Origin of the sequence: Hyphobacterium sp. (assembly GCF_965229905.1) — a bacterium.
Taxonomy (GTDB): Bacteria; Pseudomonadota; Alphaproteobacteria; order Caulobacterales; family Maricaulaceae; genus Hyphobacterium.
The window spans coordinates 547,945-560,150 of the sequence record NZ_OZ245930.1 but is presented as its reverse complement, the minus strand read 5'-3'; the positions used below and the strand labels follow the sequence as shown (position 1 = coordinate 560,150).

General features: G+C 61.4%; 14 protein-coding genes. All 14 read left to right on the top strand.

Annotated features, from left to right (window positions below; all coding sequences use genetic code 11):
* Nucleotides 1-186 precede the first annotated feature (186 nt).
* On the top strand, nucleotides 187-1,011 hold the full coding sequence (locus ACO08C_RS02815; protein ID WP_421788641.1) for a flagellin: 825 nt from the start codon (nucleotides 187-189) through the stop codon (nucleotides 1,009-1,011).
* Nucleotides 1,012-1,112: 101 nt separating this feature from the next.
* Nucleotides 1,113-1,937 (top strand): flagellin, encoded by an 825-nt coding sequence (locus ACO08C_RS02810; RefSeq protein ID WP_421787354.1) that lies wholly within the window; start codon nucleotides 1,113-1,115, stop codon nucleotides 1,935-1,937.
* 96 nt (nucleotides 1,938-2,033) lie between these two features.
* The gene (locus ACO08C_RS02805) at nucleotides 2,034-2,858 is read left to right on the top strand and encodes a flagellin (protein ID WP_421787353.1); all 825 of its coding nucleotides are present in this window, start codon (nucleotides 2,034-2,036) and stop codon (nucleotides 2,856-2,858) included.
* 116 nt (nucleotides 2,859-2,974) lie between these two features.
* Complete coding sequence (locus ACO08C_RS02800) at nucleotides 2,975-3,334, top strand: flagellar protein FlaG (RefSeq protein ID WP_421787352.1); 360 nt, start codon at nucleotides 2,975-2,977, stop codon at nucleotides 3,332-3,334.
* A 211-nt stretch (nucleotides 3,335-3,545) separates the two neighbouring features.
* Nucleotides 3,546-4,382, top strand: a complete 837-nt coding sequence (locus tag ACO08C_RS02795) for a flagellin (RefSeq protein WP_421787350.1) — start codon at nucleotides 3,546-3,548, stop codon at nucleotides 4,380-4,382.
* 248 nt (nucleotides 4,383-4,630) lie between these two features.
* Nucleotides 4,631-5,797 carry a UDP-4-amino-4,6-dideoxy-N-acetyl-beta-L-altrosamine transaminase gene (gene pseC / locus ACO08C_RS02790; RefSeq protein WP_421787349.1) on the top strand — a complete coding sequence of 389 codons (1,167 nt, stop codon included), beginning with the start codon at nucleotides 4,631-4,633 and terminating at the stop codon, nucleotides 5,795-5,797.
* The gene (locus tag ACO08C_RS02785; RefSeq protein ID WP_421787347.1) at nucleotides 5,794-6,780 is read left to right on the top strand and encodes a hypothetical protein; all 987 of its coding nucleotides are present in this window, start codon (nucleotides 5,794-5,796) and stop codon (nucleotides 6,778-6,780) included. The genes pseC and ACO08C_RS02785 overlap by 4 nt, the downstream gene beginning before the upstream one ends.
* Nucleotides 6,781-6,829: 49 nt before the next feature.
* Nucleotides 6,830-7,906, top strand: a complete 1,077-nt coding sequence (gene pseI, locus ACO08C_RS02780; protein ID WP_421787346.1) for a pseudaminic acid synthase — start codon at nucleotides 6,830-6,832, stop codon at nucleotides 7,904-7,906.
* A complete protein-coding gene (locus ACO08C_RS02775) occupies nucleotides 7,896-8,594 on the top strand; it encodes an acetyltransferase (protein ID WP_421787345.1) in 699 nt (232 codons plus the stop codon). The genes pseI and ACO08C_RS02775 overlap by 11 nt, the downstream gene beginning before the upstream one ends.
* On the top strand, nucleotides 8,587-9,477 hold the full coding sequence (locus tag ACO08C_RS02770; protein ID WP_421787343.1) for a hypothetical protein: 891 nt from the start codon (nucleotides 8,587-8,589) through the stop codon (nucleotides 9,475-9,477). The genes ACO08C_RS02775 and ACO08C_RS02770 overlap by 8 nt, the downstream gene beginning before the upstream one ends.
* The gene (locus ACO08C_RS02765) at nucleotides 9,474-10,196 is read left to right on the top strand and encodes a WbqC family protein (protein ID WP_421787341.1); all 723 of its coding nucleotides are present in this window, start codon (nucleotides 9,474-9,476) and stop codon (nucleotides 10,194-10,196) included. The genes ACO08C_RS02770 and ACO08C_RS02765 overlap by 4 nt, the downstream gene beginning before the upstream one ends.
* Nucleotides 10,193-10,885 carry a cytidylyltransferase domain-containing protein gene (locus ACO08C_RS02760; RefSeq protein WP_421787339.1) on the top strand — a complete coding sequence of 231 codons (693 nt, stop codon included), beginning with the start codon at nucleotides 10,193-10,195 and terminating at the stop codon, nucleotides 10,883-10,885. Before ACO08C_RS02765 ends, ACO08C_RS02760 begins: the two co-directional genes overlap by 4 nt.
* Complete coding sequence (locus tag ACO08C_RS02755) at nucleotides 10,882-11,505, top strand: pseudaminic acid biosynthesis-associated methylase (protein ID WP_421787337.1); 624 nt, start codon at nucleotides 10,882-10,884, stop codon at nucleotides 11,503-11,505. The genes ACO08C_RS02760 and ACO08C_RS02755 overlap by 4 nt, the downstream gene beginning before the upstream one ends.
* A gap of 52 nt (nucleotides 11,506-11,557) precedes the next feature.
* Nucleotides 11,558-12,193, top strand: a complete 636-nt coding sequence (locus tag ACO08C_RS02750; protein ID WP_421787336.1) for a DUF4386 domain-containing protein — start codon at nucleotides 11,558-11,560, stop codon at nucleotides 12,191-12,193.
* Nucleotides 12,194-12,206 lie beyond the last annotated feature (13 nt).

Genomic DNA, 12,206 nt, shown 5'->3' with positions numbered 1-12,206 from the left:
TTCTTGCCCACCCGGTTTTTGATTCGCCTCGACGCAAGAAAAATCTTTGATTCGATTTCAAAGACTTAGATCCGCGGCCAAATGGGCCGCGTCGCAACTGGCCCCACCCTTGCGAGTCCGTACGCGGGACAGAAGTCCTCGCGGGCAAAACGCCGGCGTCATGACCAGAAAGGGAAGGGCCAAGAAATGGCTACCATTAATACCAATGCGGGTGCGATGATCGCCCTGCAGAACCTGAACAAGACCAATATGGAGCTTGAGCAGGTTCAAACGCGGATCAACACCGGTCTCGCGGTCTCCTCTGCAAAAGACAATGGCGGTATTTATGCGATTGCGCAGTCCATGCGGGCTGACGTGGCCGGCTATCGTGCGGTCGGTAACTCGATCGATCTGGCGCAGTCGACCGTCGACGTCGCGCTGGCCGCCGGCGAAGCCATCTCCGACATTCTCGTTGAAATGAAGGAAAAGGCGCTGGCTGCGGCCGATACCTCTCTCGACGCCGCATCCCGGACGGCGCTCAACGAGGACTTCAAGGCGTTGCGCGACCAGATCGGAACGATCGTCGCCAATGCCGAATTCAACGGCACCAATCTGATTTCCAATGGCGCCGGCAACATCACCGCGCTGGCCAATGCCGATGGTTCCAACACCATCACCGTACAAGCCGAAGACCTGTCGCTGACAGGGACCCGCCTGACGATATCCGCCACATCGTCTTTCGCCACCGCCACGCAGGCCGACACGATTGCCAGCCAGATCGGCACGTCGCTGGATAATTTGAATACGTCGCTGGCCCGCCTGGGCACCGGCTCGAAAGCCTTGGAAATCCACAACACCTTTATCAGCAAGCTGTCCGATGCCTTGGAAAAGGGCATCGGCAATCTCGTCGATGCGGATCTGGCGAAAGAAAGCGCCCGCCTCCAGTCGCTTCAGGTCAAGCAGCAGTTGGGCATTCAAGCGCTCGCGATCGCCAATTCGGCACCGGCGGCAATTCTAGGATACTTCCGCTAATTCAGCGGGATAGCAGCATTTGGCGGGCGCCAGCAGGCGGCCTGTCAGATACCCGGGTCGGCAAAACGCCGGCTTTATAAACAAAAGGAAAGGGCCAAGAAATGGCTACTATCAATACCAATGCGGGCGCGATGGTCGCTCTGCAGAATCTGAACAAGACCAATATGGAACTTGAACAGGTTCAAACACGCATCAATACCGGCCTGGCGGTTTCGTCAGCCAAGGATAATGGCGGCCTGTTCGCCATCGCCCAGTCGATGCGTGCGGATGTTGCCGGCTACAAAGCCGTCAACAATTCCATTGATCTGGCGGTCTCCACCGTGGACGTTGCTCTGGCAGCAGGTGAGGCCATCTCCGACATTCTGGTCGAGATGAAGGAAAAGGCACTGGCCGGTGCAGATTCCTCGCTGGATACCGCTTCGCGGACCGCTCTGAACGAAGACTTCAAAGCGTTGCGCGATCAGATCTCCACCATTGTTTCAAATGCTTCGTTCAACGGCACCAATCTGATCAATAACTCGGTCGCCAGCATTTCGGCCCTGGCCAATGCAGACGGCTCGAACACGATCACCGTGCTGGACGAAAACCTGTCGCTGGGCGGCGGTGTCGTGACGGTTGCCGCCACGGCGTCCTTCTCGACGGCAGCGGCGGCCTCGACGCAAGCCACCGCGATCGAGACCTCGCTCAACAACCTCAATGCTTCGCTGGCACGTCTGGGTACGGGTTCGAAAGCGCTCGAAATCCACAAGACGTTCGTCGGCAAGCTGTCCGACGCCCTCGAAAAGGGCATCGGCAATCTCGTCGACGCGGATCTGGCGAAAGAAAGCGCCCGTCTCCAGTCGCTGCAGGTCAAGCAGCAGCTGGGCATTCAGGCGCTGTCGATCGCGAACTCCGCGCCGAGCGCGATACTGGGATACTTCCGGTAATCCGGAAGGGTGGGAATTCGGCGGCGGTGAGGATCGCCGCTGGATAATGGCCGGCAAAAAGCCGGCGACATAACCAGAAAGGGAAAGGCCAAGAAAATGGCTACGATCAACACCAATGCAGGCGCGATGATCGCCCTGCAGAACCTGAACCGGACCAATATGGAGCTGGAACAGGTGCAAAGCCGGATCAACACCGGCCTCGCCGTGGCATCGGCGAAGGATAATGGCGGCGTGTTCGCCATTGCCCAGTCGATGCGCGCCGATGTCGCGGGTTACAAGGCTGTGACCAACTCCATCGACCTCGCCGTTTCGACGGTCGATGTTGCGCTCGCCGCTGGTGAAGCCCTCTCCGACATGCTCGTCGAGATGAAGGAAAAGGCTCTGGCAGCTGCGGATTCGTCGCTGGATTCCGCGTCGCGCACCTCGTTGAACGCTGATTTCACCGCTCTGCGCGATCAGCTGAAGACGATTATCGCGAATGCCGAATTTAACGGCACCAATCTGATTGATGGATCGACCACCGGCATTTCGGCGCTGGCCAATGCTGACGGCTCGAACAACATCACGGTGGCGGATGAGGATCTGTCGCTCTCGGGTTCGATCATCACGATTGCAACGAACGCATCGTTCTCGACCGCAACCCAGGCCGACAATATCGCCAGCCAGATTGGCACGTCTCTGGACAATCTGAGTGCCTCGCTGGCCCGCTTCGGGACCGGCTCCAAGGCGCTGGAAATCCACAAGACGTTTGTCGGAGCACTGTCGGACGCCCTCGAAAAGGGCATCGGCAATCTCGTCGATGCGGATCTCGCCAGGGAAAGCGCCCGCCTCCAGTCGCTGCAAGTCAAGCAGCAGCTGGGCATCCAGGCGCTTTCGATCGCGAATTCCGCACCGAGCGCGATCCTCGGATATTTCCGTTAATCGCGGGATTTGCGGTGGCCGGGATAGAAGGGGTTCCGTCCCGGCCACCCACTCCGCGCTAACGGGTATCCGACACATCATGGAGGTGTTGGCGGAGAACCCGCCGGCAGTTTGAAATGAACGAGTTGGTACAAAAAATCAGTGCAGCTACATCTGCGCCAACAGTGGGATTCAGGGCGGCGCCTGCGCCAGTCCAATCGCCCCCATCCAAGAACGACACCGACGCCAAGCAGAAGGGCAAACCGGATCCGGTCAGCTTCGAAGAAATGAAGGCTACGATCGACCGCATGGCAGAGGAAGCGTTCGCGGGCTCCAAACTGGCGATCGAGAAGCACGAGGGTGCCGACGTATTCGTCTACCGCCTCGTCGATAGCCGGAATGGCAGCGTCTTGCGCCAATGGCCCAGCGAGGAAATCCTCTCGCTGCGCGAATATCTGCGCACGCGGCAGGGCGGCCTGATCGACCGGCAAGCCTGACCGGCCCCGCCCGGCAAAGGCGGACCACTGGACGTTAATCAGCCCGGCAAAAATAGCCGGTTCGCTGGGTGGTCCCTTTTTGCCAGACCGAAGCTACTGATTTAACGTCACTAATTATTGCGGCGGGTCGGCACGGCCCTTGCGACCCCAGAGCTGATTACCGGGCGACAATCGCTCCGGGCGTCCGAAGGACACAGCAAAGGGGAGCCGCATGACCCTCTCTATTCACACCAATGCCGCCGCTATGGTCGCATTGCAGAACCTCAACAAGACCAATGACGAATTGGCCGAAGTTCAGACCAAGCTGAACACCGGCCTGCGCGTCGGCGGTGCCAAGGACAATGCCGCGGTCTTCGCCGTTGCGCAGAGCATGCGCTCGGATATCCGCGCACTGTCTGCGGTTCAGACCAGCCTCGACCGCTCGGTCTCCATCGCCGATGTCGCGCTGGCGGCCGGCGAGGCCATCTCCGACCTCCTGGTGCAGATGCGCGAAAAGGCGACCGCCGCCATGGACCCGTCGATCGATACCTTCTCGCGGCAATCCTATGACGCCGATTTCAAGGCGCTGATCGATCAGATTTCGGTCATCCTGCAGAATGCCGAGTTCGACGGTGCCAATATCCTCAACGGTTCGATCACCAATGGGATCGCCTTCCTGGCCGACGCCGACGCCTCCCGCTCGATCACGCTGCGATCGCAGGATTTGAGCTTCGGCGGATCGATCATCACGCTCGCCGCAACGTCGAGCCTCGGCACGGTGACCATGGCGTCCAACGCCATGTCGGCCATCCAGACCAGCCTCGACAATGTCAATCAGGCGCTGGCCAATCTGGGCTCCGACGCCAAGAAGATGGATGCGCACCGGACATTTGTCGGCAAGCTGATGGACTCCCTGTCCACCGGCGTTGGCAATCTGGTCGATGCCGATTTGGCCAAGGAGAGCGCGCGCTTGCAGGCCTTGCAGGTGAAACAGCAACTGGGCGTACAATCCCTGTCGATCGCCAACTCCCAGCCCCAGATCATTCTGTCGCTGCTGGGCAGCCGGTAGTCACCAGACACACCTTCATGCGGCAAAGGGCGGCGGGCGCGAGCTCGCCGCTTTTTCTTTGGATTGAGCTTTTCAAGCCGCGCGACTTTCCCCTCCCCCTTGTGGGGAGGGGTAGGGGTGGGGGGATTGGTCTGCACGGACGCTTCACCCCACCCCGCCGATCCTGACGGATCGCCGACCCTCCCCCTCACGGCGAGGGGAGATCAGGCCTCTTCCCCTTTACACCCGACTCCCGCCAATGATGAGCCATGAGCGAACGCTTTCTGCCCTATGGCCGGCAATTCATTGACGAGGCGGACATCGCCGCCGTCACCCGCGTGCTGAAAACCGACTTCCTGACTTGCGGACCGGAAATCGACCGGTTCGAGCGTGCGTTTGAGAAGGCGACCGGCGCCGGTCATGCGATCGCTTGCTCGAATGGCACCGCTGCGCTGCATCTGGCGCTCGCGGGCCTGGGCGTTGGCGACGGCGACATCTGTATTGTTCCCACCATCACCTTCGTCGCGACAGCAAATGCCGTTCTCTATTGCGGCGGCCGGGTGTTTTTTGCCGATGTCGATCCGGCGACCGGCCTGATGACGCGCGCCACATTGGCCGACGCGATGGCGCGCGCCGGCGGCCCTGTGAAAGCGATCCTTCCGGTACATCTTGGCGGCCAGAGCTGTGACATGGCGGCGATCGCGGACCTTGCCCGTGAGCACGGCGCGGCGATCGTCGAGGATTCCTGTCACGCCATCGGAACCCGCCGCTCCGGCGGCCAGGTCGGGGACGGCCGGTTCTGCGATGCGGCCACATTCTCCTTCCATCCCGTGAAAACCCTCGCGGCCGGCGAAGGCGGCGCGATCACCACGAATGATGCCGAACTGGCCGAACGGCTGCGACGCCTGCGCAGCCACGGCATTACCCGCGAGACCGGCGAATTTATCGGCGATCCCGCCGAACCCTGGCGGCAGGAACTGCACGAACTCGGCTGGAACTACCGCCTGCCGGACATCAATGCGGCCTTGCTTGGATCGCAGCTCTCGAAGCTGGACCGGTTCGTGGCGCGCCGGCGCGAGCTGGCTTCGATCTATGACAGGGGCTTTGCGCGGTTCGGCGAGCATGTCCGGCCGATAGCCCGGATGCCGGACCAGGATCCGTGCTGGCATCTCTACGTGCTGCGGATCGATTTCGAGGCCCTCGGCACCACCCGCATCGAGGTGATGAACGCCTTGCGTGAGCGCGGCATTGGCAGCCAGGTCCACTACATCCCGGTGCACACCCAGAAGCTCTATGACGATCCGTCGCCCTTGCCCGGCGCGGCGGAATATTATCGCACCTGCCTGTCGATCCCGCTCTTCGTCGGCATGACCGACGACGACGCCCACCGCGTCATTCGCGCCGTGGGAGATGTCACCGGCCACAAAGCGCTATGATCTGGCTGCGCTGCCGGCTGGGCCCTGACATTGGCTGGGGGCATGCCATGCGCTGCTGGTCGCTGGCGCAAGCCATGACCGCCGAAGGCATCGAAGCCGGCTTCATACTTGATGATGACGCCGGAGATTTCCGACGGCGCGTTTCGGAGGGCGGATTTGCCCACCGGACGATCCCGCGGAATTTGTCACCGCAAGCCGAAGCCAGCGCCTATCCGCCCGGGCCCGTGGTGCTCGATCTGTCGAATGCGCAATGCCGCACTGGATTGCCGGCGCTGGTCGCCGCCCTGAAAGCCTCTGGCCGGAAGATCGCGGTGATCGAAGGGCTGGGCCCGGATGCCTTTGGCGGCCCGGTGCCGCCCGATCTCCTCGTGACGCCTTATCTCGGCGCGACGGCGGATCAATCTTATCAAATCCCACATCTGGTGGGCGCTGCGTATGCCGTTCTGGCGCCGGAATACGGTGCGCCGCCCACGCCGCTGGAGACGCGGGACCGGCTGCTCGTCATGATGTCCGGCTCCGATCCCTGGCAACTCACCGAGATTGCGCTGGCCGCGCTCGGCCCGTTCGGTCCGCGCCTGCTGGTGGCCATCGGTGGCGGCATCGCCGAAGCCCGCGCTGCGGCGATTGAGACCGGGGTTGTACAGCTCGGCGGTGAAGCCGTAAGTGCGCCGTCCTCCTTGCATCCGCTATTCATGCGATCGCGCGTTGCGCTGATCGGGCCGGGCCTTGTCAAGTATGAGGCGGTGGCCACGCAAACGCCGGCGGTGATCCTGAGCCCCGGCGAGGAATTCGATGCGGCGCAATCGGCCTTTGTCGAGGCCGGCCTGGCCGAACGGCTGACCGTGGGACAGCCGGATCTGACATTGGCCCTGCAGCGCGCCGTACAGAATGCGCTTGAGCAAATACCGGAAGCACCGCCGCCGATTGATGGCCGGGGTGCGCACCGTCTGGCGCTCGCCCTGCGGACACATCTTGGCGAGTAATCGTTAAGGCGAATCGCGGAACAGTGACGGCCAGTCTTGGACACAATCGATGACCCGCCACGCCCAATCGCCCCGAGCTGCCTTCGAGATTGCCGGCCGCCAGATCGGCGACGGCCAGCCGCCCTACATTATCGCGGAGGTTTCCGGCAATCATAACAAGGATTTGGCCAAGGCACTGGAAATGATCGACGTGGCTGCCGCTTGCGGTGCCGATGCGGTGAAGTTCCAGACCTATACGGCGGACAGTCTGACACTGCCGAGCGACAAGCCCGATTTTCAGATCACGACCGGCACCTGGGCCGGCTGGAATCTGCATCGACTCTATGAGGAAGCCGCGACGCCGTATGAGTGGTTTCCGGCGCTTTTCGATCACGGCCGCACCCGCGGCATTACGGTATTTTCCTCGCCCTTCGACAATGATGCCGTCGACCTTCTGGAACGGCTCGAAGCGCCGGCTCACAAGATTGCGTCGAACGAGTTCACGGACTGGCCGCTGATCCGCCATGCGGCGCGAACCGGCAAACCGCTGATCCTGTCGACCGGCACCGCCACACTCGACGAGATCGACGACACGGTGTCGTTTCTCGAAGGCGAGGGGGTGCGCAACTATGCCCTCCTTCATTGCGTCAGCGCCTATCCCGCACCGATTGACAGCGCGAATATGCGCAACATCACCGCGATGCGGGACCGGTTTCCGGTGCCGATCGGATTTTCCGACCACACGCTGGACATCACCGCACCGATTGTCGCGGCGAGCCTGGGCGCCGCCATCATCGAGAAGCACTTCGTGCTCGATCGCACCGCGGGTGGGCCGGATTCCTCTTTCGCCATCGAGCCGCCCGAACTCCAGCGCCTTTGCGAGACGGTGCGCGATGCGCATGACGCACTCGGCGGACCGCAATTCGGGATGAAGGAGGCCGAGACAAAGTCGCCGATCTACCGCCGGCATTTCTATGCGACCCGGGACATTGCGGCGGGCGAATCCATCGGTCCGGACAATGTGAAGGCGATCCGGGCGCGTAAGGGCATTGCCGCCCGCGAGTTTGAACGCCTGTTCGGCGCCGTAGCGAAAACCGCGATCCCCGCGCATGAGCCCGTCACCTGGGAGGCGGTCGATGAGCGCTAAACGCGAACTGGTGATCTTCGGATCGGCGGAAATCGCCGAGCTGGCGCACTACTATTTCACGCACGATTCTGACCACGAGATCGTCGCCTTCACCGTCGACGATGAGTATGTCGAGACCGACAGTTTCAAGGGCTTGCCCCTGCTGCCCTGGTCGGAGGTGCAGGAGCGCTTCCCGCCCGGCCGCTGCGGCATGCATGTCGCGCTGTCCTATAGGAAGCTCAACCGGCTGCGTCAGGCCAAGTTCGAACAGGCCAAGGCGGCTGGTTATTCGCTTACGAACTATATCTGTTCGAAGTCGGCGGTCTGGCCGGACCTCGTCATGGGCGAGAATTGCTTCATTCTCGAAAACCAGACCCTTCAGCCGACCGTGTGTCTGGGCGATAATGTCATGCTCTGGTCGGGCAATCATATTGGCCATGGCACCCATATCGGCAGCCACACCTATTTCGCGTCGCACGTCGTCGTTTCCGGTCATTGCCGGATCGGCGAGCGTTGCTTCTTCGGCGTCAATGCGACGCTAAGGGATTTTCTGAACGTCGGCGACGAGGCCTTCATCGCCATGGATGCCAGCCTGACCAGGGATGTCGAGGCGGGTTCGGTCGTGCTTGGCGCGCCGGCCACCGTCTTCGGGCCTGACGATCCGAAGGGCCGCAAGATCCGCAACAATTATTTCGGCCTCGATGACTAGCTGGCGCAAGCTCGGCACCGTGATCCGGCCGGATCCCGACACCCGGTGGGGGCGTACCCATGCCATGCTGCCGACCCCCGAACAGGTCGACGGTTCGCTGTGGCGCATCTGGTGGGGCGGGCGGAATGATCAAAACCAGTCGCACATTGGCTGGTCGCTGATCGACCTCGAGAAGCCTGACGTGGAGATCGATCGCGCCGCACAACCGGCACTGGCGCCGGGAGCGCTCGGAACATTCGATGATAATGGCGTCCTGCCGTCCTGCGTCATCAATACAGGCGACGAAACGCGGCTTTACTATATCGGCTTCAAGCCGGGCGGCACGACGCGCATGGACCTTTATGGCGGGCTGGCCATCCGCGCGGGCACGGCCACCTCATTCGAGCGCTGGTCGCAAGCCCCGATCCTCGAGCGCAATCGCGTCAATCCTTACATCAACACCGCGCCATGGGTGGTGCGAACCCCTATTGCCTGGCGCATGTACTACGTTGCCGGCGTCGAATGGGTGCATCCCGACCTGCCGCGTTACAACATCCAGATCGCAAGCTCGAAGGACGGGCTCGACTGGCAGCGCGACGGGCGGGTCGCCATTGATTTCGAACCCGGCGAGAACGCGCTGGCGCGCCCCTATGTCTGGCATGATGGCGAGACTTGGCGCATGTGGTTTGCGGCCAAGGGCGAGGCGTATCGATTGCGCGAAGCGGTCTCGTCCGACGGGCTCAACTGGACGCGCACCGATCCGCCGGGGCTCGAACCCGGCGATGGCGAGGATAGCGACATGGTCGAATACGCCATTGTCCTGTCTCACGGAGGTCAGCGCATCGTCTTTTACAATGGCAATGATTACGGGAAGGGCGGCGTCCTCGCCGCGATCGAAGAATGAGGCCGGCTGCCGCTCCCGCGCCAAAGCGCGCCGCCATCATGCAGCCGACCTTCCTGCCCTGGTGCGGCTACTTTGCGCTGATGGACGCCGTCGATCTCTTTGTCTTTCTGGATGATGTGCAGTTCGACAAGCGCTCCTGGCAGCAGCGCAACCGCATCAAGACGCCCAATGGCCCGCTCTGGCTGACCGTGCCGGTGCTCACCAAGGGCCGCCGCGAGCAATCCATCGCGGATGCCGAGATCCAGCCCGATGCGAAATTTCCGGATTCGCTGTGGCGGACGATCGAGATGAATTTCGCCAAGGCGCCCTATGCCGACCGCCATCTGCCGTTCCTGCAGAACATCATGACGTCCGGGCATCACCGCCTCTGCGATCTCAATCTCGCGCTTATCGACTGGATGGCCGGTGAATTCGGCATCACGACGCCTACAGTCCGTGCCTCGGCGACCCCGGTCAATTCGGCGAAGGTCGACCGCCTCGTCGCACTCTGCCAGGCGCAGGGCGTCACCGATTATCTCTCACCGCCCGGTTCGAAAGCCTATCTCGAGGCCAGCGACGCCTTCGACACGGCCGGCATCGCGCTGGAATATTTCGACTACGCCCATCCCGAATACACCCAGCTCCACGGTGCGTTCGAACCCAATCTGTCGGCGCTCGATCTCCTCGTGAATGAGGGGCCGCGAGCGGGCGACATATTGCGTACAGGGATCGCGCCATGAAACGCATCGCCATCCTGCCGGCGCGCGGCGGTTCCAAGCGCATTCCGCGCAAGAATATCCGGCCCTTCGCGGGCCAGCCGGCGCTCACCCACATCCTGAGAGCCGCCGAGGCGACCGGATTGTTCGACACCCTCCACGTCTCGACCGACGATGACGAGATCGCCACAGTGGCGGCACAAGCGGGTCATCCGCCGGACTTCCGGCGCGATCCGGACATCGCCGATGATCACACCCCGATCCGTTCGGTTATGGGCTGGACGCTGAGCGAATATGAGCACCGCGGCGAGCGTTTCGACACCGCCGCTGTGCTCTACGCCACGGCTTTCTTCGTTGAACCGCAGGACATCGCGGCGGCCGTCGCGGACTTCGAGGGCGATCGCGACCATCCCGTGCTCGCCGTGGCCGAGGTCGGCTCGCCGATCGAAAAGCTCTTCCTTGAAAAAGACGGGCTCCTGAGAACCGCCAACGAAGCGAAATTCGGCACCCGCACACAGGATCTGACGCCCGCCTATCGCGATGCCGGCGCGTTCGCGGTCTTTGCGGCACCCGCCCTGATGGCCGAGATCGATGGCGCAGCGCCGCTGAAATTCCGACCCTTTTTGCTCGATCGCCTGAAGGCCATCGACATCGATACCGAAGACGACTGGGCGTTTGCCGAGCGCCTCCATGCCGCAAGGAAGACGACATGAGCTACAAAACCGAACAGGAAGCCTTCTGGGCCGGGCAATTCGGCGACGATTACCGCGAGCGTTGCGCCCTCAAACCGGACCTCGTCGCGGCGCGGACCGCCTGCATGGCGCGCATGTTGCGCAGGGCCGCGCCGGTCGGATCGGCCTTCGAGATCGGCTGCAATATCGGCCTCAACCTGGTGGCGCTGAAGAATGTGTCGCCCGCCACCGAACTGTCGGCCATCGAGATCAATGCTGAATCCGCCAAGCAGGCGAACGCGCTCGGCATTGCCAAGGTCGAAACCGCATCCGTGCTCGATTACACACCGTCGCGGACCCATGACCTGACCATGATTTGCGGTGTCCTGATCCACCTCAATCCGGAGGTGCTGGGGCAGGTCTATGACGTGCTGTTCAACGCCTCCAACCGCCACATCCTCCTGTTCGAATACTACAATCCGACGCCTGTCGAGGTGAATTACCGCGGCCATGAAGGCCGCCTCTTCAAGCGCGACTGGGCCGGCGAGATGCTCGACCGGTTCAAGGGACGGCTGGAACTCAAGGACTACGGCTTCTTTTATCACCGCGACCCGATTTCCTGGTCCGATGACGGGACATGGTTCTTGCTGGAGAAGCGGTGAGGCTGGGGGAAATGATGAAGGCTATTGAGGACCGCCACAATTGAAGAATCCAATGGTCAGTACACCCCCGAGCCGAGCGGCCCTAATCGTCGGGACCGCTTTTGTGGTTTCGGTGTTACTTGTCACATTGGTCGATGATTTTCTGCTGGCCAATTTTGTTGTGCCGGGAAATACCGAAGCGCTAGCCAGCGACATTGAAAATAATCCGGTTTCGTTCTGGTTTGCGTCAATCGGCTATTTGATAGTGCTCGGCCTCGACACAATCATTGGTCTGGGCCTTTTTATTGTGCTTCGCGTGTCCAACAAGACTCTGGCAGGAATAACGAGCGCGCTCCGCGTTTTGTATGCGGGCGTCCTGATAGTTGGTGTGCTCGCTCTGCTTTTCGAGATTATCGATGCGTACGGCTATGCCGCAATAAAATCGGTGGGATATGTCTTGTTTGCATTGCATGTTCTTGTGCTCGGCTATTCCGTAATAAAGTCAGGATATATTCCAAAGGTCATTGGAATGTTTCTGGTGTTGGCCTCTTTTACCTACATCCTGTTTTTCGTGGATATCGAATGGTCTGGGGCGGTCGCGTTGTTGATCATGTTGATCATGGCGGGGGCAGAGCTTGTTCTGTGCGTCTGGCTTGTTGTGAAAAGAAACAGCCTCCCAGAAAGCGCTTTCCTGCCAGCGACGCGATAAGATGCGCAACCTC